General features: G+C 28.5%; 26 protein-coding genes. 19 read left to right on the top strand and 7 right to left on the bottom strand.

All coding sequences use genetic code 4. The features are described from left to right. Positions 1-33: 33 nt before the first annotated feature. Together SPLAT_RS02590 and SPLAT_RS02585 are read left to right on the top strand one after the other, a co-directional pair. Complete coding sequence (locus SPLAT_RS02590) at positions 34-879, top strand: hypothetical protein (RefSeq protein WP_168104850.1); 846 nt, start codon at positions 34-36, stop codon at positions 877-879. Between the two features lie 117 nt (positions 880-996). Next, positions 997-1212: a hypothetical protein gene (locus tag SPLAT_RS02585; protein ID WP_168104849.1), complete on the top strand. Its 216-nt coding sequence runs from the start codon at positions 997-999 to the stop codon at positions 1210-1212. A 48-nt stretch (positions 1213-1260) separates the two neighbouring features. Here the strand turns inward: SPLAT_RS02585 and mnmA are convergent, their stop codons facing one another. The 6 genes from mnmA to SPLAT_RS02555 all read right to left on the bottom strand — a co-directional run bounded on the left by mnmA (position 1261) and on the right by SPLAT_RS02555 (position 7608). After that, a complete protein-coding gene (gene mnmA, locus SPLAT_RS02580) occupies positions 1261-2370 on the bottom strand; it encodes a tRNA 2-thiouridine(34) synthase MnmA (protein ID WP_168104848.1) in 1110 nt (369 codons plus the stop codon). 85 nt (positions 2371-2455) lie between these two features. After that, positions 2456-3043 carry a hypothetical protein gene (locus tag SPLAT_RS02575; protein ID WP_168104847.1) on the bottom strand — a complete coding sequence of 196 codons (588 nt, stop codon included), beginning with the start codon at positions 3041-3043 and terminating at the stop codon, positions 2456-2458. Positions 3044-3121: 78 nt separating this feature from the next. After that, complete coding sequence (locus SPLAT_RS02570) at positions 3122-3595, bottom strand: hypothetical protein (RefSeq protein ID WP_168104846.1); 474 nt, start codon at positions 3593-3595, stop codon at positions 3122-3124. Positions 3596-3677: 82 nt separating this feature from the next. After that, complete coding sequence (locus SPLAT_RS02565) at positions 3678-5075, bottom strand: DEAD/DEAH box helicase (RefSeq protein WP_168104845.1); 1398 nt, start codon at positions 5073-5075, stop codon at positions 3678-3680. Between the two features lie 468 nt (positions 5076-5543). Further along, positions 5544-6047 carry a hypothetical protein gene (locus tag SPLAT_RS02560; RefSeq protein WP_168104844.1) on the bottom strand — a complete coding sequence of 168 codons (504 nt, stop codon included), beginning with the start codon at positions 6045-6047 and terminating at the stop codon, positions 5544-5546. A gap of 10 nt (positions 6048-6057) precedes the next feature. Beyond that, on the bottom strand, positions 6058-7608 hold the full coding sequence (locus SPLAT_RS02555; RefSeq protein ID WP_168104843.1) for an AAA family ATPase: 1551 nt from the start codon (positions 7606-7608) through the stop codon (positions 6058-6060). A gap of 189 nt (positions 7609-7797) precedes the next feature. Here SPLAT_RS02555 and SPLAT_RS02550 point away from each other — a divergent pair, with 189 nt between their 5' ends. The 9 genes from SPLAT_RS02550 (at position 7798) to SPLAT_RS02505 (ending at position 19367) form a co-directional block, all read left to right on the top strand. Then, on the top strand, positions 7798-9948 hold the full coding sequence (locus tag SPLAT_RS02550; protein WP_235083219.1) for an ATP-dependent Clp protease ATP-binding subunit: 2151 nt from the start codon (positions 7798-7800) through the stop codon (positions 9946-9948). Positions 9949-10020: 72 nt separating this feature from the next. Beyond that, positions 10021-11034, top strand: coding sequence for a heat-inducible transcriptional repressor HrcA (gene hrcA / locus SPLAT_RS02545; protein ID WP_168104841.1), 1014 nt, complete (start codon positions 10021-10023; stop codon positions 11032-11034). Between the two features lie 21 nt (positions 11035-11055). Then, positions 11056-11646: a nucleotide exchange factor GrpE gene (locus SPLAT_RS02540; protein WP_168104840.1), complete on the top strand. Its 591-nt coding sequence runs from the start codon at positions 11056-11058 to the stop codon at positions 11644-11646. Positions 11647-11664: 18 nt separating this feature from the next. Beyond that, positions 11665-13497 carry a molecular chaperone DnaK gene (gene dnaK / locus SPLAT_RS02535; RefSeq protein ID WP_168104839.1) on the top strand — a complete coding sequence of 611 codons (1833 nt, stop codon included), beginning with the start codon at positions 11665-11667 and terminating at the stop codon, positions 13495-13497. A 14-nt stretch (positions 13498-13511) separates the two neighbouring features. After that, positions 13512-14672: a DnaJ C-terminal domain-containing protein gene (locus SPLAT_RS02525; RefSeq protein ID WP_168104838.1), complete on the top strand. Its 1161-nt coding sequence runs from the start codon at positions 13512-13514 to the stop codon at positions 14670-14672. Between the two features lie 124 nt (positions 14673-14796). Continuing rightward, positions 14797-16020, top strand: coding sequence for a thiamine pyrophosphate-dependent enzyme (locus SPLAT_RS02520; RefSeq protein WP_168104837.1), 1224 nt, complete (start codon positions 14797-14799; stop codon positions 16018-16020). 2 nt (positions 16021-16022) lie between these two features. Next, positions 16023-17060 carry an alpha-ketoacid dehydrogenase subunit beta gene (locus SPLAT_RS02515; RefSeq protein WP_168104836.1) on the top strand — a complete coding sequence of 346 codons (1038 nt, stop codon included), beginning with the start codon at positions 16023-16025 and terminating at the stop codon, positions 17058-17060. A 38-nt stretch (positions 17061-17098) separates the two neighbouring features. Next, entirely contained in the window at positions 17099-18358 is a 1260-nt protein-coding gene (locus SPLAT_RS02510; protein ID WP_168104835.1) for a dihydrolipoamide acetyltransferase family protein, read from the top strand. A 10-nt stretch (positions 18359-18368) separates the two neighbouring features. Next, the gene (locus SPLAT_RS02505) at positions 18369-19367 is read left to right on the top strand and encodes an NAD(P)-dependent oxidoreductase (RefSeq protein WP_220190934.1); all 999 of its coding nucleotides are present in this window, start codon (positions 18369-18371) and stop codon (positions 19365-19367) included. Between the two features lie 12 nt (positions 19368-19379). Here SPLAT_RS02505 and SPLAT_RS02500 read toward each other — a convergent pair whose 3' ends face one another. Then, on the bottom strand, positions 19380-20351 hold the full coding sequence (locus SPLAT_RS02500; RefSeq protein ID WP_168104834.1) for a hypothetical protein: 972 nt from the start codon (positions 20349-20351) through the stop codon (positions 19380-19382). Between the two features lie 343 nt (positions 20352-20694). Here SPLAT_RS02500 and rpsP point away from each other — a divergent pair, with 343 nt between their 5' ends. The 8 genes from rpsP to SPLAT_RS02460 all read left to right on the top strand — a co-directional run bounded on the left by rpsP (position 20695) and on the right by SPLAT_RS02460 (position 25461). Further along, positions 20695-21048, top strand: coding sequence for a 30S ribosomal protein S16 (rpsP, locus tag SPLAT_RS02495; protein WP_168104833.1), 354 nt, complete (start codon positions 20695-20697; stop codon positions 21046-21048). 20 nt (positions 21049-21068) lie between these two features. Continuing rightward, on the top strand, positions 21069-21314 hold the full coding sequence (locus tag SPLAT_RS02490; protein ID WP_168104832.1) for a KH domain-containing protein: 246 nt from the start codon (positions 21069-21071) through the stop codon (positions 21312-21314). 5 nt (positions 21315-21319) lie between these two features. Continuing rightward, the gene (gene rimM / locus SPLAT_RS02485; protein WP_168104830.1) at positions 21320-21835 is read left to right on the top strand and encodes a ribosome maturation factor RimM; all 516 of its coding nucleotides are present in this window, start codon (positions 21320-21322) and stop codon (positions 21833-21835) included. Next, entirely contained in the window at positions 21828-22649 is an 822-nt protein-coding gene (trmD, locus tag SPLAT_RS02480) for a tRNA (guanosine(37)-N1)-methyltransferase TrmD (protein WP_168104828.1), read from the top strand. Before rimM ends, trmD begins: the two co-directional genes overlap by 8 nt. Beyond that, positions 22600-22971, top strand: a complete 372-nt coding sequence (gene rplS, locus SPLAT_RS02475) for a 50S ribosomal protein L19 (protein WP_168104826.1) — start codon at positions 22600-22602, stop codon at positions 22969-22971. Before trmD ends, rplS begins: the two co-directional genes overlap by 50 nt. Positions 22972-23032: 61 nt before the next feature. Further along, positions 23033-23923, top strand: coding sequence for a ribosome biogenesis GTPase YlqF (gene ylqF, locus SPLAT_RS02470; RefSeq protein ID WP_168104825.1), 891 nt, complete (start codon positions 23033-23035; stop codon positions 23921-23923). 93 nt (positions 23924-24016) lie between these two features. Then, positions 24017-24772: a hypothetical protein gene (locus tag SPLAT_RS02465; protein WP_168104824.1), complete on the top strand. Its 756-nt coding sequence runs from the start codon at positions 24017-24019 to the stop codon at positions 24770-24772. Between the two features lie 62 nt (positions 24773-24834). After that, a complete protein-coding gene (locus tag SPLAT_RS02460) occupies positions 24835-25461 on the top strand; it encodes a ribonuclease HII (protein ID WP_168104823.1) in 627 nt (208 codons plus the stop codon). The last annotated feature ends 33 nt before the right edge of the window (positions 25462-25494 follow it).

The raw sequence follows: 25494 nt of genomic DNA, 5'->3' as shown, positions 1-25494 counted from the left end.
TGAACAAAATTAGAAATTAGGAGGAAATTTTATATGAAAAATATGAAAAAATTACTTAGTGCTTTAACTGCGTTAAGTTTTGTAACTGTTGCTGGAGTAAGTACAGTAGCTTGTGGACCAAATGATAGCCCAACACCTGAAGCTAAAATGGATACTAAAGTTTTAGCGGATTTAGGACTTTATAATGCAGAAGGTGCTTCTTTAATAGAAGCAACAATCAAAAATGCTGAATGAAATACTGCTAAATTAGCAGGAATTGATGCAAGTAAATTGTTAGCTGCTGATGGAAAAGCATTAAGTGAAGAATCAAAAACTTTTTTAACAGCAATTTTAAAATTAGAAGCAAAAGATGATAAATTTGTTGCAGCAGATGCAGCAAAAATTAAACTAAGTGTTGGTGAAATTAAACCAACTTTAGAAAAAATTAAAGATGATTTTGCTATTAAAGAAGGAACTGTAGCTGTTCAATGAAAAGATGCTTCAGTAGCAAATCTTGGTAGTGCATATACTCTTAATTTAAAAGGTGATAGTACTAAAGGTGTTATTGCTAGCGCTCTGCCTGCAGCAGATAAAATGACATTAGCAGACTTTGATACAACAAAAGCTCCACTTGATAAATTTAAAGTTGGAGAAAAAAAAGACAGTGTTCAAATTGGTGAAATTACAAATACTTTAAAAGCTGATGCTGCAGTTGTTAAAGAACTTCAATCTCTTGCTAAGTTTGTAAATCAAGGTGATTTAAAAGTAACAATCACAGCAGTAAATGTTAAAGGTGATAATTTTGCTAATGGGGATAGTCTAACAGTTAAAGTTAACTTTGGTGGCACACAATTTAGTACTGCATATACACTAACATTGGTAGAATCATTTTACTGATAAAATATAGAATTAAATAAAAAATAAGCTTAAGAATTCTTAAGCTTATTTTTTTTAGTACTCATTGATTAAGTTTTAATTATTGATTATAATCCAAAATATATAGAAGGAGAAAATTAAATGGTAGTTTTTTTGTATATTTGTTATATTGTTGCTTTTTTAGCAAGTTTATATTTTTTATATTGATTTGTTCAATTAATTATGGCTCTGGTAAGATGATTTAACACTAAGTCAGATAAGAACGAAGTTGAAACAGCATTATTAAATTATAAATTTAAAAATATTGAATATGAATATGAAGATCATGATTCTGAGTATGAAGAAAATAAAATATAATTATGGAAATTTAAAAAATAAGTTTAAGAATTCTTAAACTTATTTTTTTTAGTATACTTTAGTGATTGTTCCTGAACCTAAGCAAACATCATTTAGATAGAAGACTGCTTCTTGACCAAGAGTGATTGCTCTAACTGATTTTAAAGTTTCAACCTTAATTTCATCATCTGAAACAAATGTGATTCGAACTGGGATGTCAGGTTGACGGTATCTAAACTTAGCAAAGCAATTAAGATTTGTTGGCTTATCTTTTGCAATTCAATTAATTTGGTTGACTTCACAATTATTGTGCATTAGTCAGCCATTTTCATTTTCGTTAGCAACATACAAGATGTTAGCTGCAACATCCTTATCAACAACAAAGTAAGGGTTTTTAAATCCTGAAAGGTTTAGGCCTTTTCTTTGCCCGATTGTGTAGTAGTAGACTCCATAATGATCACCAATAACTTCTTTAGTTTTGATGTCAACAGTCTTACCTGGTTTAGCAGGGATATAGTTAGTTAGGAAGTCTTTAAAGTTTCTTTCACCAATGAAACAAATTCCTGTTGAGTCTTTTTTAGTTGCAACAGCAAGATTAAGTTTTTTTGCAATATCTCTTACTTCAGGCTTTGTTAGTTGACCAATTGGAAAGATAGTGTATTTTAATTGATCTTGATTTAATTGTGATAGAAAGTAACTTTGATCTTTATTAACATCACTACCTTTTAGTAGTTGATACTCTTTTGTACTTTCATCAAATCTTACTTGAGCATAGTGACCCATAGCAATGTAGTCAGCATTTAGTTCTTTTAAGGCGTAATCTAAGAAAGCAGAGAACTTTATATATTTGTTACAAAAGATGTCAGGATTAGGAGTACGACTAGCTTTAAATTCATCGATGAAATGTTTGAAAACATAATCTCAATACTCTTTCACAAAATCTTTACGATATAGTTCAATTCCAAGTTCTTGAGCAACTTTTTGCGCATCAGCATAGTCTTGCTCTTGCGGACAAATATAGTCTGTTGGATTATTTAATTCATTGTTTAGTAGTGAGTCTCAATTACGCATAAAAAGACCAACAACTTCATGGCCTTGTTCTTTTAAAAGATAAGCGCTAATAGCAGAGTCAACTCCACCGCTAAGTCCGACAACAATTCTTTTTTTCTTGCTTTGCATAATAAATTCTCCTACTTTAAATAAATAAAAATGCTTATTTATTGTAAACAAATTTTACAAAATAAGCAAATTTTTAATTAATAATTTAGTATTTAATCACAACTGATTTAGCTACTGCACTAACTACTGCTTGATTACTTCCTAAAGTAACATGACCGTAAACACCTCAGACAAAAAAGATTTTGCCAGTGTTAGGATTTTTTGTTAGACCTACTGCTAGTTCACCAGTATATCTAGTTACACCTTCTCAAAGAGTATCAGAATAAAGATTAGTTGTATGTTCATAAAATGCTTTATCATCTCAGTAACTTGGATCTGCTAGAGTTGAAGATTCAAAAACAACACTATCTTTGCTTAGAGAATCAAAATATTTTGTGTGAATTTCAGTTTGACGATTATCAAAATTAATTTTATTTAAAGATATATTAGCATTTTTAATATTTGTATTTGTAATTCTTTTAGTAATATCAAGATAATGAAAAGATGCGTTAGGTCTTTCTGGTTCATAGAAAGATCTAACAGAATCTTTATCATAATTTTTTAAATACATTGTGAGTTCATTTGATTCTTTGATTATAGAATTACTATTTTGACTAACATTGATTGTCATTAATGGTATAGCTGAAGTAAGTCCTAAAGTAATTGTTGCTAAAGAAACTAAAAGTGATTTCATAATATATAACCCCCTCTTATTATGATTCCAAAGTATCTTATCATAAGAATTTTAATTCTTATATCTTTTATTAAAAGTTTAGAACAAATAGAAACTATCGCTAATTTTTTTATAAATCATAGTTTTGCAGTCATCTTCTAGATAACCATTAAAAGCAAAGACTCCAACAAAGTGGTAGCCTATTCCTTTTGCTTTTTCATTTAGTTTTGCAAAAGTAATTAATTGAATTTTATCTTCAATAAGCTTTTTACCTAATTTTTTTCTTTTTTCAATATCTTTAGTACCATCAAATTGATAAATATAATCTCAATTTTTTGACATATAATTTGCGTAGCCTTTTTTGATATTTAATTCTTTTTGATGATCGGGGGTAATGTTTGGAAATCAAATTTGTTGTTGATCATTTATTTTGTAACCAGATTTTAATGATGATATATGGTTTTCATCAGTAAAAAGTGCACTTAAAACATCAAAAATAGTTCTAAAAATTATTTTGTCAGTTATAGTTATTTCTTTTTTAGCTAAAATTTTTTGTAACACTTCATTGTTCATATTAAAAAGCACCTTATCAATAAATATATCATAATATTTATGTAAATAAGGTGCTTTGATGTTATTAATTATTTTTAATTAATTAATTATATCTTTTGCTATAGTTTCTTGAATTATTGTTTTTAAATTTTTTAAAGTCTTTAAATTTTCTAGGTTCTCTAGAGTCTTTATTGTTTCTAGTGTCTCTAGAATCTCTATTGCCTCTATATTCACTATTGCTTCTAGGTTCTCTGTTACCACGATATTCGCTGTTACTTCTAGAATCTCTATTGCCTCTATATTCGCTGTTGCTTCTATATTCTCGATTGCCTCTAGGTTCTCTAGTGTCTCTATTTTCTTTGTATTCTTTAAAATCTAATAAATTTGATTCAATTTCTAATTTATTGATTGGTTGATCTTGTAACTTTTCAATATTTTTAAGTTCAAAATAATCATTTTTATTTCTAACCAAAGTGATTGCAGTACCAGTAGCTCCAGCTCTTGCTGTTCTACCAATACGGTGAGTATAGTATTCTTTTTCTCTTGGAATATCAAAGTTGAAAATGTAATCAATCCCATCAACGTGGATTCCACGAGCTACTAAGTCAGTAGCAATTAAAACATTAACCTTACCAGATTTAAATTGTTTCATTGCTAGTTCACGTTCTCTTTGTCGCTTGTCACCAGTGATAGTTACAGAATCAATGCCATTTTGCTTTAATAAGTCTTGTAACTTGTTAGTGTAGGCTTTAGTATTTGAAAAGATGATACTTAATTTTGGGTTTAATTCTTTGTATAAAGCGATTAAAGCTTTTTCTTTGTGGTTATTTTTAGTATCAAAATAAAATTGTTTGATATTTTTATCCTCTTGAGTTTGTAACTCGTTATTAAGGTTAATTGCTACAGGATTAGTTTGATAGTCAGCAGTAATCTTTAAAATAGGTTTAGAGATAGTTGCAGAGAATAATACTGTTTGGGTATTATCTGGTGCAGCGCTAAAGATTTCATCAATCTTTTCTTTGAATCCCATTTTTAGCATTTCATCAGCTTCATCTAAAACAATAGTTTTTAAAAATCCTAGTTTTAAAGTTCTACGATTGATGTGATCAACAATTCTTCCTGGTGTTCCAACAACAATGTTGCTACTTCTTAAATCACTTAGTTGTCTACTCATACTAGATCCACCAACTAATAAAGCGATTCTTACATTTTTTAAATACATCGCATATTTTTTAATTTCTTGATAGATTTGAATTGATAGGTCTCTAGTTGGACAAACAATTAAAGTTTGGTTTTTAAATACGTTAGTATCTAACATATTTAAAATTGGTAGCACAAAAGCAGCAGTTTTTCCTGTTCCTGTGTGACTCTTACCAAAGATATCTCTATTTTGTAAAATTACAGGAATAGAAAGGTTTTGGATTGGAGTTGGTGTAGTGTGTCCTAAATTAGCAATAGCTAAGTTTAGTTCTTTTTTTAGGTTTAGTTCATTAAAATTCATATGTTCTCCTTTTTTCTTTAATAAAATAAATTTTTAATTTAAAGAAAATTTAGCATATGAAAAAAAATCATTATCTAATTGAAATTTTTAGTTCTTAACGGATTTAATTTAAGATCAATTTTCTTTAAAACGGTCGTAGAATAATTTTTATTTGTAAAACTTTTTCATTTACAAACTTAATCATTTCTTTTCAAAGTAAAGAAAATTGTAAATTAAAAAACAACTCTCTAATCTTACATTAATAAAGTGGAGAAGTCAAATATTAGTTTTATTGAGATTGAAAAAATAGCTAAATAAAAATGCTCATTAAGTCTAATAAGCATTTTTTTAATTTAATTAATATTTTAATAGTTGTAAAAAATCTTTTTCTTTTTCTGGAATTATTTCAATATCATTTTTTTCATTAATAATATAAATATTTGAATTCATAAGTAAAACTCCTTTTACTTTCTTTAAATTATAACATTTTTAAAATAGAATGTCATTAGTTTTAATTTTGTTTAAAATGTCATTAGAATTATGAATAATTGGGAGTCAGTTTTGATTTAAATAAGAAAAACGATTTGATACAATTTTATTTTTGAGTTTTTTGTCGTCAGTAAATAGAATTTTTACACAACATTTATACGAAATAAATATAATTCCTGCATCTGTTCCGCGTTTATTTAGCTTTTCTTTTTTGGCAAATATATCAATTTCTAAGTTCATTTTTTCATCATCTTTGATATCTATTTTGGGTGAAGTAGCATTACTTGTGGAATAAAGCAATAGATCTAGTAAACTTGTATTTTGTTTATTACAAGTAAGCTCTTTAATCATAGTTTTACCACCAAAAATAATTGTATAATGTAAACCTCCAAATTGTAAAAAATCATTTAATTTTTGTGATATTACTGGATTTTTTGTTTTTTCTAAATATTGTATCAAAATATTTGTGTCAAATATTAAATTTGTTACTTCAGTATTTTTCATTATTATTCTATTATTTAATCTTTAAAATTTTTATAGATTCTTCAATAAAGAAATCATTAATTTTATTTGACTTACCAACATATTTTCCAGATTCATTTATTAAAATATTATAAATTTTAGTTTTATCATTTAAATTTTCAAAAAATCAAATTACAGGTGATTCATATTGTTTTATTTTTTTTGAATTTGCAAAAATATTATATCTAAAATTATTTATTAAAAACATAGAATGGGTTTCTATAAAACCTTGTTTTAAAAATCTTGATTCATTTAAATTTTTTTCTAATGCATTAGAAAAAAATTTAAAAAACAATGTTCCTAAAGAAGATTGAGCTCTAGGATGCAAATGTATTTCAGGTTGTTCTATAAAAATTTTATCTGTTTTTCTTTGAAAAATATTGATTAATATTGGTAAAACTTGAGAAACTCCAGTACCTGATATATAAAGATTCATTTCTTTTTTATTTTTTTTATATTTAGGAACAATGATTCTTGTACCAATAATTTCATTATCTTCTATAGTAATTTCATCAAGCATTTTAGATTCTTTGAAAAAATTATTTATTTCTTTAGATAAAGCTGTATTTTTTTCAAATATTTCAAAAGAACTTTCATCTGAAATTTTTTCATTACCAGAATAAAATTTTTTAAATAATTTTCGTATAGGATTTACATATTTTGTTTCATAAGGATACTCAAAAAATCTTGTATTACCACGCATTCTATAAAATTGATGATTATTTATTTCATTTTTATCTTTAGATATATATCTTAAAAAATAAGAATAAAGTAAACTAATATCTAAAAAACTTGCTGATCTTGAAAAAAAGTTATATTCTAATAATATTTTATCATTTTTTAATCAAAAATTTTCAAGATTTTTTTCTGTTTTCATTTCTTTTTCTTTGTCATTAGAAGAGTGATCAACATCTTTTGCTAATGTTGCATATTCTTTTTGAATTTGGAACATTTTTTCAGATAATGAGGTTATATATTCTTCAGTGAAAGTAAGTGTTTCAAATTTTTCTATTATATTAACTTTATTATTTATATGCTTATTTAATTTATCACATAAATTTAAATTTTCTTTAAACTCAGTTATATCTTCAAAAATATTTTTAGTAGTATATGATTCAATCTCAGAAAGAAATTTTCTTCTAGAATTTTTAAATTTATTATATTTTAAATTAAAAACGCAAATTTCTAATTTTGGGTTTAGAGTCACAATTTTTGTTATTATTGGTTCAACATCATCTTTAGAATTATTAATTTTATTTATTTCAAGATATTCAAATATAAGTTCTTTCTTAGTATTTTCTTTATTTGTTTGTTGTCAACCTGCATATAAAACTTGAATGGGTTTTGTTTTATTTAATTTTAATTCATTAATAGAATAGTCTGCTAAATATGTCTTATTAAAATTAAGAGTTTCATTTTTATAAAGACTTTCAATAAATTTTAATATAGAAGTTTTTCCAGTATTATTATCTCCTATTAGAAAATTTATACTACTAAAAAGAAATTCAGAATTTTGTATTGATCTATAATTTTTTAAATGCATATACCGCATATTAATCCCTCCATTATCACTTAATTTTATTCTTTTAAAATAAATAAAACAACTAAGTAATAAAAGAAATTCTATTTTTTAAAAATTTAGCAATCATATCTTGCAACTGCTAATTTTAGTGCTATAATTAGGATATATAAAAATTAGCAATTAGATAACATGACTGCTAAGGAGGTCAATATGGCATTTAATTTTGCAGAAATTCCAAATTATAGTAACGATCCAAAAGTATTAGAAAAGTTTGGTCGTAACTTAGTAGCCGCTGCTAAATCAGGAAAAATCGACCCAATTATTGGTCGAGATGAAGACATTAGAAAAGTTGAAGAAATCCTATCAAGAAAAACTAAGAATAATCCAGTTCTAATTGGTCTACCTGGTGTTGGTAAGACAGCAATTATTGAAGGACTTGCACAACGTATTGTACGAGGAGATGTTCCTAGTAATTTAAAAGATAAAATCATTTATGAATTAGATATGGGAGCTTTAATTGCTGGAGCGAAGTATCAAGGAGAATTTGAAGAACGTTTAAAAGCAGTGATCAATAAAGTTAGAGATTCTAACGGAAAGATTATTATGTTCATTGATGAGTTACATTTAATTGTTGGTGCAGGTAGAACTCAAGGATCAATGGATGCTTCTAATTTATTGAAACCAATGTTAGCTCGTGGTGAGTTGCGTTGTATAGGTGCAACAACACTAGCAGAGTATCGTGAGTATATTGAAAAAGATGCAGCATTAGAAAGAAGATTTCGTAAGATGATCATCACTGAACCAAATGTTGATGATACACTAGCAATCTTGCGTGGTTTAAAAGAACGATTTGAAGCTTATCATGGTGTGAAGATTCATGATAGTGCTTTAAGAGCAGCAGCATTGCTATCAGATAAGTACATTACAGATCGATATCTACCTGATAAAGCAATTGATTTAGTTGATGAAGCTTGTGCTGGAATTAAAATTGCCATTGCATCAGTACCTGCTTCTTTAGATGAATTAAGAAGAAGGGTAATGCAATTAGAAATTGAAAAAGCTGCATTAAGTAAAGAAAAAGATCAAGCCTCAATTACTCGTTTGCAAGAACTTGAAAAAGAATTAAAAGATAAAAAAGTAGTACTTGCTGAATTAGAGCAAGAATGATTAAAAGAAAAAGCAGCGATTGATCACATTCAAACATTAAAAACAAATTTAGAACTAGCAAAAGCACAATTAGAACAATATCAGCTAGCAGGAGATTGAGATAAAGCATCAAAGTTACAATATAGTACTCTTCCTAAATTAGAAAAAGACTTGCAAAATAGTGAGAAAATAAAGAAAAGTGAACGCTTATTAAAAGAAGATGTTAAGAATGATGATATTGCAACAGTTGTAGCAAAGTGAACGGGGATTCCTGTTGATCGCTTGCTAGCAAGCGAAAAAGATAAACTATTAAATTTACCATTAATTTTAAGTACAAGAGTTAAGGGACAAAGTTTAGCTTTAAAACTAGTTAGTGATGCGTTAATGCGTTCACGAAGTGGCATCAAAGATCCTAATCGACCAATTGGTTCATTTATCTTTATGGGACCAACTGGAGTTGGAAAAACTGAAGTTGCTCGAACTTTAGCTGATGCCTTATTTGATTCAGAAAAGCATATGGTTCGTATGGATATGTCAGAATTTATGGAAAAGAGTTCTGTTAGCAAGTTAATTGGTTCACCACCAGGATATATTGGCTTTGAATTAGGTGGCCAACTAACTGAAAAAATTAGAAGAAATCCTTATAGTATTGTCTTGTTTGATGAGATTGAAAAAGCTCATCCTGAAGTTTTAAATGTTTTATTGCAAATTCTTGATGAAGGAAGAATCACTGATAGTCAGGGTCACTTAGTTGATTTTAAAAATACAATTATCATTATGACTTCAAATTTAGGTTCACAAGAACTACTAACGCAACAAGAAAATTCACAAGATCAAGCTTTAACAATTTTAAAGAAACGTTTCCGTCCAGAATTTATTAATCGTGTTGACGAGATTGTTACATTTAATCCGTTAAATAAAAATGTCATTAAAGAAATTATCAAAAAAGAATTAGACAATTTATTAGCAAGAGTTAATAATGAAAAAGAATATCAAATCACTTATGATAATGAGATTGTTGAGAAAATTTTAAAAGAAGCTTATGATGAAGAATTTGGTGCACGACCAATTAAACGTTACATTCAACATAATATTGAAACACTAATTGCTCAAGCAATCTTAAAAGATCAATTAACGATTAACAAAAGATTTGCCATTGTTGAAGATGCCAAAGCTCAAGAATTTGTTTTGTCAAGCAAATTAAAATTAAATTAGCACTTGATATTAATAAGTGCTTAAAGTTATAATTAGGTTGAAAAAACCTTTAAATAGAGCGGAGGTGTTGAAATGTTGACAAAAAGACAAGAGCAAATTTTAAAAATAATTGTTGAACAATATATTAAAACTGGCGTTCCTGTTGGTAGTAAAACAATTTTAACAACTGACGATCTTAATTGTTCTAGTGCAACAGTTCGTAATGAATGTGTTGAATTAGAAACTCAAGGTCTATTAGAAAAAACTCATAGTTCTAGTGGCAGAGTTCCAGCAACTAAAGGTTATCGTTACTATGTTGATAAGTTAATGACACAAAGTGATCAAACTGATGTCTTAATCTTAAAAAAAAGAATTGAAGAAATTTTTAATACTAGAGACTTAGAAGTTAATGAAATTATTGAACAAACAAGTAACATTCTAAGTGAAATGACAAAATTAATTAGTATTGTTGTTGGCCCGAGTGTTAAAGAAGATACACTAAAAAGAATTGAATTACTATCACTTAATAGTGATAGTGTACTAGCAATTATTATTACTGATAATGGTCATGTTGAGAATAAGATTTTCAATATTAAAGAAGCTTCTTTACAAGACTTAACTTTAGCAACAGATATCTTTAATCAAAGATTGATTGGAACAAGAATTAGTGAGATGAGTGAAAAAGTAACACTATTGAAACCAATTCTTTCTAAGCAAGTTAAGCAAGCCGAATATATCATACAAGGTTTTATTAACGCTTTAATTAATTTTTCTAAGCCATTGTCTTCAACTCATGGTGTGCAATATATGTTAGAAAATCCTGAGTTTAATGATATTAAAAAAGTAAAAACGCTATTAAACTTTATTGAATCACAATCACCTTGAACTTATTTTGATAAATTAAATCAACAACAAAATGTTCAAGTGAAGATTGGTGAAGAATTAGGCGAAGCAAATAACAATATGGCAATGATCACAACAACATTTAAAATTCATGATAGTGATCAAGGTCAAATTGCCGTAGTTGGTCCAAAAAGATTAGAGTATGAAAAAGTGACTGAGATTCTTAATTGGATTAATGAAACAATCAAAGATAAATTTGGTTAGAAAAATAACGAGGTGAAAGAAATGTCAGAAAAAGTAGAAGACAGTATTAAAGAAAGTGAACATCAAGCAGATGTTCAAGAGATTGATTTAGTGAAAGTAAATAAATCATTGCATGAAGAAGTACAAGAATTAAAGCTTGCTCTTAGCAAACTAAAAGATGAGCAAAACAAATTAATTCTCGCAACTAAGGTGAACACCTTAAAAGAACAAGAAATTCGTAATGATGATTTTAAAAAGTATGCTAATCAAAAAGTTATTAAAGAAACTATTATTCCACTACTATTAGAATTTGAAAGAGCTTTAAATTTTAAAACAGAAAATAAAGATGTTAAGAATTTCTTAATTGGGTTCAATCACATCTTCAACAACTTTAAAGCAAATTTAAAGTCAGAAGGATTAGAACAAATAACTGAAAAAGTTGGCAGTCCATTTGATAGTAGTAGAAACAATGTAACAGAAAAAATTGAGATCTTAGAAGAAACAAAAGATCAAAAAGATAGTATGATTGCTGAAGTAGTATTAAGTGGTTATAAATTACATGACAGGGTTGTTAGCCCAGTGCAAGTAAAAATTTATCAACTTCAAACTGAAAACAAAAACAGAAAAAATTAGAAAGAGGAGAATAGTAAAATGAAAGAAGTAATTATTGGTATTGACTTAGGAACAACAAATTCATGTGTATCAATTATGGAAGGTGACAAACCTAAAGTTATTGAAAACGAAAGTGGAGGAAGAACAACTCCTTCTGTTGTGACTTATAAAGATAAAGAAATTTTAGTTGGAGATGCAGCTAAAAGACAAGCGATTACCAACCCAGATCACACAATTAGTTCAGTAAAAAGAGATATGGGAACAACAAAGAAATTTAAAATTGAAAACAAAGATCTAACACCAGAACAAATTTCTGCTGAAGTTCTACGTTTCATTAAGAATTTTGTTGAAGCAAAATTAGGTAGACCAGTTAGAAAAGCTGTTATTACAGTTCCTGCTTATTTTAATGATCAACAAAGAAAAGCAACAAAAGATGCTGGAATTATTGCTGGATTAGAAGTTGAAAGAATTATCAATGAACCAACTGCAGCAGCGATTGCTTATGGTTTTGATAAAACTGATAAAGAACACAAAATCTTAGTGTTTGACTTAGGTGGAGGAACTTTTGACGTTTCAATTCTTGAACTAGCAGATGGTACTTTTGAAGTGCTTTCAACTAATGGTGACAATCATCTTGGTGGTGATGATTTTGATCAAAAAATTATTGACCATTTAGTAAAGAAATTTAAAGCATCAACTAGTGTTGATTTATCAAAAGATAAGATGGCTTTACAACGTTTAAAAGAAGCAGCAGAAAAAGCTAAAAAAGATCTATCAGGTTCAAATGAAACAACAATTTCATTACCATTTATTTCAATGGATAGCAATGGACCAGTTCACTTAGAAGAAAAACTAACTCGTGCTGAGTTTGAAAATTTAACACAAGACTTAGTAGACAGAACAATTGAACCAGTTCGTAAAGCATTGAAAGATGCTAACTTAACAAAAGAAAATATTGATGAAGTGTTGTTAGTTGGAGGTTCAACAAGAATTCCAGCGGTACAAAAAATTATCAAAGAATTATTAGGAAAAGAACCAAATAAAACAGTTAACCCTGATGAAGTTGTTGCTTGTGGTGCTGCTATTCAAGGTGGAATTCTATCAGGTGATGTGAAGGACTTACTATTATTAGATGTAACACCCCTATCATTAGGAATTGAGACTTTAGGTGGTGTTATGACACCATTAATTAAACGTAACACAACAATCCCAACAAGAAAATCACAAGTGTTCTCAACTGCGGAAGACAATCAACCTGCTGTAGATATTCATGTGCTACAAGGTGAAAGAGCTATGGCAAGAGACAATCATAGTTTAGGAAGATTCCAACTATCAGGAATTGATTCAGCACCAAAAGGTGTACCACAAATTGAAGTTGGATTTGATATTGATGCGAACGGAATTGTTTCAGTTACAGCTAAAGATTTAAAAACAAATAAAGAACAAAAAATTACTATCTCAGGCAATGGCAGTTTAGATCAAACTCAAATTGATAAGATGGTGAAAGAAGCGCAAGAAAATCAAGCAGCTGATGAAAAGCATAAAGAAGAAATTGATCTAACAAATCAAGCTCAAGCTTACATTTACGACATTGACAAAATGCTAGCAGAAGGTGCTAAAGAAGAAAACGCAGAAGTAGCACCACAAGTTGCGGAAATGAAAAACTTACGTGATGACTTGCAAAAATCTTTAGATGAAAAGAATTTTGAAGAATTAAAAACGAAATTAGAACAACTAAAGCAAGCATTTGCAGCAGCACAACAATTTATGCAACAACAAGAAACTGAAAATAAAGAAAATATTGATGAAGTAATTGACAAAGATAATAAAAATTCTGATGATGTTATTGACGTTGAAGCTGAAGCAAATTAAAGGAGTAAGAAACTATGCCAACAGCACGTAGTCAAAAAGAAGATTATTATCAAGTTTTGGGTGTTAGTAGAAATAGTAGTCAAGATGAAATTAAACGTGCTTTTCGTAGTCTTGCTAAACAAAAACACCCAGATATTACTAAAAATGCTGCTGATGCAGAAGAATTTAAAAAGATTTCTGAAGCTTATGAAGTTTTAAGTGATCCACAAAAAAGACAAATTTATGATAGTTATGGTCATGATGGGATTAATGCAAGTCAACAAGGCGGTGGCTTTGGTGGTTTTAATTCATCAGCCTTTACTGATATTAATGATTTGTTTGGTGACTTGTTTGGTGACTTGTTTGGTGGTGGTTCATCAAGAGGACAATCTCAAGCACAAGGAACAAATCGTAATGGTCCAGGGCCAAACTATTTAAAAAATATTGTTATTAGTTTAGCTGATGCAGTTCTTGGTAAGAAACAAACACTTAACCTTAACATTGAAGTAGCATGTGATGCTTGTAACCAAACAGGTGCTAAGACACCACAAGACTATGTTACTTGTAACCAATGTCAGGGTAAGGGAAGCAAAGTTGTTACTGGTAGTTCAATTTTTGGTGGATCTTATCGCCAACAAGTTGTTTGCAACAATTGTCAGGGTATGGGCAAAGTTATCTTACAAAAATGTTTAAAATGTAAAGGTAACCGCTTCTATTTAGATAATCAAAAATTAGAATTCAATATTCCTCCTTCAGTTTCAACTGGAGATAGCTTAAGAATTAAAGCTAAAGGTGGAATTAGTAAATTTAATGGTCCGCAAGGTGATTTAATTATTAGAGTGACTGTTAGAGATGATCCTTTCTTTATTAGAAAAGGCCATGATTTATTAATTGATATTCCAGTTTCTTATCTTGATGTTTTATTAGGGAATGCAATCACAATTCCAACAATTGATGGATTATTGCTAAAGCAACAATTAAAACCAGGAATGCAAAATGATGATGAAATCGTTATTCCTCAACAAGGAGTATTCTATGGTAAGAATCATCGTGGTAGATTAATTGCAACAATAAAAATTAAAATGCCAACTAAAGTTAATAAGAATGATCGTGAAAAATTCTGAAGTATCAACAATGAAAGTAAGTTTATGCCTAATAGTGAATTTATTAAAAAATTTGATAAAGAACATTCATAAGATAAACTATAAATTTATTTTAAAAAAGCAACAAAAATTGTTGCTTTTTTATTAAGAAGATTTTTTTATCGAAAAAGAAGCAGTATAATAAATATGAAAAATAAGTAAAGGAGAAAGAGTTTAAATGTGAATTGAGAAATTTGATAATCCACAAAAAGAAGTTTTTCAAATTTTAAATGAAAAGCAAGAAGTTAACCCAGACTATGCCGATTATTTAAAGAAATTTGATGCAAAAATTTTATTACAGGCTTATCAATGAATGACATTATCAAGATTGCAAGAAAAAATGCAGTTAGAAATGAATTATGCAAAAGATGACAAAGGTCAACCAATTTTAATTAATGGTCAACCAAAAGTAATGGGGAAAGTAATTAATTTTTTAGGTTCAAGTGGTCAAGAAGCAACTGAAGTTGGGTATGCCATTAATATTAGGAAAGGAATCGATTGATTAGTTCCAGCATATCGTAACAACGCTGCTTGAATTACAGCAGGTTATCCCATCGAAAAAATTATTCAATATTGATTAGGAAACGAAATGGGAAGTCAAATTCCAAAAGGCATAAATATTTTGCCTGTCAACATTCCAATTGGAACACAATATTCTCATGCAGCAGGAATTGCTTTAGCAGAGAAATATAAAAAAGGCAAAGGAGTTATTTTCACTACGATTGGTGATGGTGGTACAAGTGAAGGAGAATTTTTTGAAGCAATGAATTTTGCTGCACTTCATAAGCTACCAATTGTTTTCTTTATTGAAAACAATCAATGATCATTAGATACACCGACAACCAAAGCAACTATGAGTCCAACATTTGCCCAAAAAGGAACAGCAGTTGGAATTCCTAATATTAGAGTTGATGGTAATGATTTCTTTTCTGTTTACCATGTAACTAACACAGCAATTGAAAGAGCAAAAAATCATCAAGGACCTTCTTTAATTGAAGCTGTTACTTATCGTCAACTATCTCATTCAGCGTTTGATATTAAAAAAGATTATTTTACTGAAGAAGACTTTAAGAATGAACAAGAATGATTTAAAAAAGATCCAATTATTAGAATGAAAACTTATTTAGAAAAAAATAAGTTGTGAGATGAAGCAAAAGAAAAAGAATTAGTTAGTGCTAACACTAAGAAAATTAATGAAGCAATTGCTTGAGCGCAAAAGAATAGTGCTGTTCCAATTGATGAAATTTTTGATTACACTTATGAAAAACTGACACCAAAACTAGCAGAACAAAAAGCAGAGGCTAAAAGTTACTTTACTACTAGTGACAATCTAATATCAGAAATGCAAAAACCAACAATAGAAGCTAAAAGTTATTTTGGTGATAGAGAGGAAGCTAAATAATCATGAAACGAAATAATGTTCAAGCTATTAGTTTAGCTTTAGATTTAGCAATGCAAAAGCATGACAATGTAGTAATTTATGGTGAAGATGTTGGGAATGTAGGAGGAGTTTTTCGAGCAACTAGAGGTTTACAAAAGAAGTTTGGTGCCGAAAGATGTTTTGATGCACCTATTGCAGAAGCAGTGATTGCAGGAACTGCTGTTGGAGCAAGTATTAATGGTTTAAGACCAGTTGTTGAGATGCAATTTTCTGGCTTTGCTTTTCCAGCAATGCAACAATTGTTTGCTCATGCAGCAAGAATGCGTAATCGTTCAAGAGGAAGATATCATTGTCCGATTGTTGTTAGAATGCCTTCTTATGATTGAAATAATGGTGCAAATGGTGCATTAGAGCATCACTCTGAAGCGATTGAAGCATTATTCTGTCACATCCCAGGCTTGAAAGTTGTGATGACTTCAAAACCTAATGATACAAAAAAATTACTACTAGCAGCAATTGAAGATAACGATCCAGTTATTTTCTTAGAATGTTTGGGAACTTATTTTAATAGTTATAAGGAAAATGAATATAGTTACAATGTTCAAGAAGAAGTTAGTGATGATTATGAAGTAGCAGAATTAGGAAAAGCAAAAGTACTAAAATCCTATCAAGAATCTGAGAACCCTGATCTAACAATTGTGACTTATGGAGCAAAAGTTTATGATTGTGAGTATGCTGTAAAATCTCTAGAAGAACAAGGATTTAAAGTTGAGTTGATTGACTTACAAACTTTACAACCATGAGATGAAACTACAATCATTGAATCTGTTAAGAAAACAGGTCGTATCTTAGTAGTTCAAGAAGCCGTTAAGTCGTTCTCAGTTGCTTCAGAAATTGTTACAGTTGTGAATGAAAAATGTTTTGAATATCTAAAATGTCCACCAACTAGAATTGCTGGTTACGATATCACAGTGCCGCTTTCAAAAGGAGAAAAATGATTTTTAATTACTCCAGATAAAATTATTGCAAAAGCAACAGAAATGATTAAATATCCTGTTTAGTTAAGCAGAAACTAATAAAAAAGAAAGGAAAACAAATTATGCAAGAATTTAAATTTGCGGGCATGGATGGGATTGATGAAGTTACCATTAGTTCAATTCATATCAAAGTTGGTCAAGAAGTAAAAAAAGGTGACACACTTTTTGATGTTGAAGCAGATAAAGCTGCAGATTCAATCAATTCACCATTTGATGGCAAAGTATCAAAGATTAATTTTAAGTCAGGAGATACAATCAAAACAGGGGATATCATTGTTGAATTTGGTGGTAGCAATGCACAAGCATCTGATGTTATTGACAAAGAACTAAAGTCAGAATCTGAAACTCAAAAAGTTCAATCAGAGTCAGCAAAAGAAACAAAAACAAATGACAAAGTTTTAGCTACGCCACTAGCAAGAAGAATTGCTCGTGAGTTAGGGATTGATATAGTGACTATCAAAGGTACAGGTCCTAATGGTCGTGTTTTAAAAACTGATATTGAGAATTCTAGCAGTAGCAGTACTGTAGCTACTGAAAGCAAACAAGTTAGTCATACAATACCAACAAGTAGTTCTCAAGCAATTAATGTTGCTAAGATGGAAAGCTTTGGTCCAATCGAACATATGCCACTAACAGCAATTAGAAAATCAGTAGCAAATGCCATGGTTACTTCAATGTATACAGCGCCACATGTTACTTTAATGTTAGATGTTGATGCAACTAATTTAATTAACTTAAGAGCAACTTTAAAGCAAGAAGCAATTAAAGCTGAGAATGGTGCGATTAAATTAACATTTATGCCTTTTTTTATTAAAGCAGTAGCTAAGGCACTAGCAGAAGATAGTTTTAAATTATTAAATTCAACATTTAACTTACCAGGCAATGAAATTTTAGTTAAGAAGTACTACAATATTGGTATGGCAGCTGATACTGATAAAGGGCTATTAGTTCCAGTAGTTAAAAGTGCTGATAAATTAGCAATCTTTGATATTGCTAAGGAAGTTAATCAATTAGCAGATAAAGCTCGTAAAGGAACGTTAAGTGCAGCAGAAATGCAAGGTGGTACTTTTACAATTACTAACTTTGGTTCAGCAGGATTAAAAGTTGGTACACCAATTATTAATTATCCTGAAGTTGCAATTTTAGGTATTGGAATATTGGAATCAAAAGCAGTTTTAGTAAATGATAATATTGCTTTCCATAATTTCTTTCCCCTGTCAATTTCAATTGATCATCGTGTTATTGATGGAGCACCTGCTGGGCATTTTATGCAAAGAGTTAAATATTTATTAGAAAATCCAGCACTATTATTACTAGATTAGAAAGGAAAAAATGAAAATAAAAGTTATGAATTTTGGTGTTAATCATGTTGAAATTCAATATTATGAAAAATTAAATCAAGATTTTAATTATGATTTAAGTTTTGAATCAAGATTATTAGATACAGATACAGTTGCTGAAGCAAAAGGTTTTGAAGTAGTAACTGTTAGTGTCAATTGTAAAGTTACAAAAGAAAATTTAGATAAGTTAAAGGCTTTAGGTGTTAAGTATCTATTTACAAGAACAGTAGGAGTTAACCATATTGATGTTGACTATGCTAAGCAATTAGGATTTAAAATGGCACGAGTACCATTTTATTCAGCTAATTCAGTAAGTGAGTTAGCAGTAAGTTTGTCACTGGGATTGTTAAGAAATACTTTCTATATGGCAGAAAACATGAGAAAGAAAAATTTTAAAGTTGATGATTTCATGTTTGCTAAGGAAATTAGAAATTCAGTTATCGGTGTGATTGGAACTGGTAGAATTGGAATGGAAGCTGCTAAGGCTTTTAAAGGAATGGGCGCTAAAGTTTTGGGATATGATATTTATCCTAATGATGCTAATAAAGCAATTTTAGATTATGTTTCGTTAGATGAATTACTTGCACAAAGTGATTTAATTACTATTCATTCTCCTTATATCCCAGGAGAAAATGACAACATGATTAACAAAGATACAATTGCAAAAATGAAAAAAGGTGCATTCTTTGTTAATGTTGCAAGAGGTAGTTTAGTTAACTATGACGATTTATATGAAGCAATTGAATCACAACACCTTAGAGGTGCAGCGGTAGATTCAGTACAAAATGAAACCCAAATTTTCTTAAAAGATTTTGCAGGTAAGCCACTGCCAATTGAAACATATGAAAAACTTCATAGTTTGTATCCACGAGTTATCTTCACTCCACATATTGGTTACTATACTGATTTGGCGTTAGAAGATATCATCACAACAACATTTGAAAATATTCGCGATCTACAATCAGTTGAAAAAATAGCAAATTCAATTTAAAATAGCAGTCTGTTAGACTGCTATTTTTTTTCCTATTTTATTTATTAGTTTGTACTTATGGAGCACGATTCAGTATTTTTCTTCATCAATGATGTTTTTTAGCACTAAATCTTCATAAATTTGTTGATTGTTGTATCCTTGAACAAAATAAGTTTCATAGGCAAATAAGTGCATAATTAATTTGCTAGTTTTTTCGTCAACATGATTATTTTTTCAAATTTCGTGGTAGAAATCAATGTTGTTGTCTTTTAGCATTTTATACATACTTATTTTTATTTTTTTAGGTTGGATAAAAATTAAACTTGAGATTTTTTTGTCAACATCTTTAAAATCAAATGATTCTTGAAAAATGTCGTCTAATTTGTAGATAAAATTTATTAGCTGAATTTGTTTAATTTTGTTAAAAAATTTTTCATTTTCTTTCAAAATTAAATTAATTAGCAAAGTTTCTTTATTAGATTTTTTGCATAGCACTTTTGTTTTGCAAATTTTGGTAAATGTTGTAACAGTTTCTTTTAGTTTGCTTTTAAAGAGATAGCCTAAATGATAGTGGACAGCATAAATTAAAGTTTGAAAATTCTTAATAAAGTTAGTTTCAAGTTCAATATTGTAAAATTTGATAGTATCAATTATTTTTTTGCTAAAGGTATTGATAGTTTTAATAGTTTGTTTTGTTGAATAATCAAGAAAAAATGTTTGCAGTTGTTGGAGTGAAAAATCTTTTTTATAAAAAAAATTAGCAGTTTTAAACTCTTGCAAAGCATTTTTGTAATAAAGCGGTACAAAAGAAAAATTTAATTTTTCTTCTAAAGCATTAACTTGTTTCTGATTATTATTAACAGCATCTTGAAAGTCAAAGAAGCAAGTAAGTCATTTAGTAAGTGCTTGCTTTTGTGTTAAAGAAAGACTTGGATCAACAAAACATTTTAATAAAACTGATGCATTTTCAACAATGCATTCATCAGCAGTTTTATTGATGTTCATTTTTTTCTACTTCCTTTATTGTGTCAATTTTTAGTTTTTTTCCTAACTTAAAAATTAATATTTTAATAAATGTTTAGATTCATAAAATATATTTAAAATATATTTTAATTCTTTATTTTTATGAAAATAGAAACCCTACAATAATTTTATAGTAAAAAATCACTTTTTATAAATGTTTTTTAAAGAAAGTCTAGTTCTAATAAATATTTTTGCTTGTTGTGATTAGAATTTTTAATTAAAATAGTGTCAAGTAAAATAACTTGACAATAGCAAAAAATTTAGTTAAAATTCATTATATTCATTTTTTAATAATGAAATATTACAATATATAAGGAGGAACTATATGGTTAAATTAAGATTGATACCAACAGGAAAATCAGTACAACCAAGTTTTAGAGTTGTAGCAATTGATGCTAGAGCAAAATTAAATGGTAGATATATTGATATTCTTGGATTTTATGACCCAATTAAAAAGGTTACAAAGATCAACGAAGAATTAACTTTAAAGTTTTTATTAACAGGTGCTCAACCTACTGAAACTGTTCGTAGCTTGCTATCAAAACAAGGAATTATGGAAAAGTTTCACAACATGAAAATTGAGCAAAAAAAAGCAGTAGTAAAAGAAGTAAAGGTAAAAAAAGTTTCACCAAGTTCTTCTAAAGTAGCAAAAAAATCTGAAACAAATGAACAAAAATAAGTGAAATTAATAGGTGAGATATGTATATTAAAATTATTGAACAACTAATTGAACCAATTTTGTTAGAAGATATTGATCAAGTTGAAATTCGCGAAATTAGCAAAAATGAAAATGAAGTTGAAGTAATAATTTTAGCACCAAGAGCATTCTTTAAAAAACTAATTGGAAAGAATGGTAACATCATTCAAGCTTTATCAACATTAGTAAATCTTAAAGCAGAAATGAATAATCAAAAGGTTAAAGTTACTGTTAACGAATTAAGTTAGAAGATATGCAATATTTAGAAATTGCTAAAATTATTAATACTCATGGTCTTTTAGGAGAAGTTAAGGTTTTATGTAACTATTATGGTAAGAATTTTACGAATTGAAAACCAAAGCAAGTAATCTACTTGAAAAATGATGATGACTATCAACCTTTAACTATTACTAAGGTTAGAGCACATAAGAATTTTCTTTTAGTAACTTTTGAGAATTATCAAACCATTGAGTTGGTACTATTTATGAAAAATAAATCATTAGTAGTTATCAGTGATGAAAAAAGTGACAATAGTAACTTTTCATTTGAGAATTTAATTGATTATCAAGTTCTTGATAGTGATGAAGAAAAAATTCTTGGAAAAGTTGTTGGGTTAATTGATAATAATCATAGTGGTTTATGAGAAGTAAAAAATGATCAAGGTGCAACCTTTTATGTGCCAAATAATCAGTTTTTTATTATCAAAGTTGATAAGGATAACAAAAAAGTTTATCTTAATTTAATTCCGGGAATGTTTGATTATGAGTAAGAAAAAATTTACAATTTTAACTTTATTTCCTCAAGCTTTCAATGACTTTAGTAACACTTCAATTATTAAACGAGCAATTCAAGATCAAAAGATTGCTGTTGAAGTAGTGAACATCAGAGATTTTTGTGAAGATAAGAACAAGCAAGTTGATGATTATCCATATGGTGGTGGAGCTGGGATGGTTTTAAAAGCCCTACCAGTGATTAAAGCAATTGAACATGCTAAGATAGATAATGCCAATGCTAAAGTTATTTTGCTAAGTCCTCAAGGAAAGTTATGAACGCAAGAACAAGCTTTTAGTTTTGCAAAAGCAGACACAAATTATATTTTGGTTTGTGGTCATTATGAAGGTATTGATGAAAGAATTATCAAATTTGTTGATCAAGAAATTTCAATTGGCGATTATGTTGTTACTGGAGGAGAAATTCCAGCAATGATTTTAGTTGATAGTATTACAAGATTAGTTGAAGGTGTGATCAATAGCGATTCTATTGCTAACGAATCGCACACTGATAACTTATTAGACTATCCAACTTATACAAGACCAGAAGTTATTTATGATATGAAAGTTCCTGAAGTATTGCTTAGTGGCAATCATAAAGAAATTGAATTATATCGTAAGACTCAATCACTAATAAACACTTATAAAAAAAGAATTGATCTTTTCAATAAGCATCAATTAACAAAAGAAGAAGAAAAAATTATCAAGAACTATCAAGATAGTCTTGAGAATAAAAATTTAACGCAAGAAAGGAGCAAAGAAGATGGAAAATCAAATTATGGCGAAAGTAAACAAAAGCCAAATAAATCCTAGTTTACCAACATTCACTACGGGTGATACTGTAAAAGTTACTTGAGTTATTAGTAACGAAAAAGAAAAAGAAAGACTACAAGTTTTTCAAGGAATTCTTATCAGTATTAAAGGTTCATCAATTAATAAAAATATTATTGTTCGTAAGGGTGTTAAAGGTAAGGGAGTAGAAAAAACATTTCCTTTGCATTCACCATTAATAAAGAAAATTGAAATAGTTGCTACTGGAGAAATTAGACAGGCAAAACCTTTTTATTTACGTAATTTAGGAACTAAGGCATTAAAGAAAAAAGTTAAAGCTAAAATTAATGCTAAAGTAAATTAAAAACAAAGAATGTTCTGCCATCATTAAAAATGATGGCTTTAGCATTTTAAAGGACAAAATAATGGAACAAGAAAAGCAGTTACAATGATTCCCTGGTCATATGGCTAAGGCTAAAAAGGCAATTGAATCAAAGTTACCAGTGATTGATGTTGTGGTTGAGATATTAGATGCTAGAGCACCAATTGCTAGTCATAGTGAAGACTTAGAAAATTTAATTAAGCATAAGAAGCGTATTGTTGTGTTGAACAAAGCTGACTTAGCAGATAGCAAAGTTACAAAACTATGAAGTGACTATTTTCATCATGCAGATATTAATGTTCTAGTAGCAAAATCTTTATCTCAAAAAATTAAACCTGAATTAATTAAGCAAATTAAATTAATTTATCATGAGAAGTTACAACAACAACTTGCTAAAGGGATTCGAAATCCACAAATTAGAGTTTTGATTCTTGGTTTGCCTAATGTTGGTAAGTCAACTTTCATCAATAATTTACTGCAAAAGAAGGTAACTAAAACTGCTGATCGTCCTGGTGTGACTCGTGGTCAACAATGACTTAAATTAGATCAAATGATTGATTTATTAGATACTCCAGGAATTTTATCGCCTAAACTTGATAGCGATGAAACAAAATTAATTTTAGTTTTACTTAAAGCATTACCAGCAAAACATTTATTTGTTGAAGAGATTGCTCAGTTTGCTCTAAAATTTTTAATAACAAATTATCCAGATAATTTATTGAATTACTATCAAATTCCATTTGATACTCAAGATATTTCTAATGAAAGTTTAGCAAATTATTTTGCTGAGTTAGCAAAAAAATATCATTTTAAATTGACAGATAATCACTATAATGTTGATCGAGCAATGAATTTATTAATTCATGATTTGCAAGCTGGTAAGTTAGGATTAGTTTCATTTGAAAAGCCAAATCAAAAAATAATCAACTTTTAAGTTGATTATTTTTTATTAAGCATTGAGTTCATTAAGTATTTATTTTATAATACACTTATAAAAGTAATTTATAGAATGGATGGAACTATATTAGTGAAAAAAATGTTAAGTGTACTAACAGCTCTAACATTAGGGTCAACAACAGCAGTATCTGTTGTTGGATGTGGAGTAGATCAAGAAAAACAATTAATTGATATTCAAGATTTTTTCAAAGATTTTAATACTGAATTTTTTGTGGATGATTTTAATGGTATTGAAAATCAAATTTTAGAATATATTAAAGAAAATATGGATAAAAAATTTGATTCAATGAAAGAATATGGATTAAGTTCTAGTGTTGAAGCTCTTGAAGAAGATACTTATTTAATTGAATTAAAGACAAATTTTAAAAATAGTGATGGAGAAATTAAATCAGAATATTTTAAAGGATCTCTTTCATTAACTGTAACAGCACATCTTGGACCACATTGAGATTTAAATTTATATAATGAAGATGGTAAGGAACATCGTATCTTTATTGAAAGAAATAAAGAGAAAATACTTAATGGTGAAATAAGTTTAGTTAAATTAATTTGAACTGGATTTATTGATAGTGAAGATGCAACTGCGATGGAAAGATTTGAAGATCAAGAAGTTGAAAAACATTTAACAGTTCTTAATGAAAATGAAGTTGCTAAGGATATTTTAGAAAATATTGATAATTCTGAAGTAAAAGAGTTTAAATTAGCAAGTCTTCAATTAAAACTTGATAAATTTTTAAAATCTAAAACTGGTACAGAAAATCCAAAAGATTGTTATTTACAAGTAAGTGAAGCAGATTTAAAAAATATTGTTGTTAAATTTATATAATAATCATAGTAAAATAAAATCATTCTAAACATAGAATGATTTTTTTATAGAAGAAGGAAGATATGGGTGAAGGAATAGTTTATAACTATGATTATGAACAGATTAATTATCCAAATATTGAATACATTGCTGGGTTTGATGAAGCAGGACGAGGAGCAATTGCTGGACCAATTGTTGTTGGAGCAGTAATTTTGCCAGTAGGATTTAAATCAGAGTTGATTAAGGATTCAAAAAAATTAAGTTTCAAGCAAAGAGAAGAAGCTTATAAATTAATTATTGATCAAGCTGTAGATTACGCCATCACTATTGTTGATTTACCAGTTATTGAAAATAGTAATCCTAAAGCAGCATCTGTTAGAGGGATGGAGATTGCTTTTAAAAGTCTTAGCTTTATGCCAAATGTTTGTTTAATTGATTTTGAAAAGCCAGATTTTACTGATTTTCAAGGAATTAGTGAGTCACTTGTTAGAGGTGATCAAAAATCAATTAACATTGCTGCAGCATCAATTCTTGCCAAGGTTTTAAGAGATAGAATCATGATTAGTTTCCATCAAGACTATCCTGACTATCAGTTTGCAACTCATAAAGGATACTATACTAAGTTGCATGCAGATAATTTAGAAAAACATGGAATTTCAGTTATTCATCGCAAAACTTATCTACCAGTGAAAAAATTAATCAATAAATAAAAAGCATAGCATAGCTATGCTTTTTTATTAGCG

The organism is Spiroplasma platyhelix PALS-1, assembly GCF_021496725.1.
Classification (GTDB): Bacteria; Bacillota_I; Bacilli_A; order Mycoplasmatales; family VBWQ01; genus Spiroplasma_D; species Spiroplasma_D platyhelix.
The sequence above is the reverse complement of the archived record's forward strand: the minus strand, read 5'-3'. Positions and strand labels throughout refer to the sequence as shown.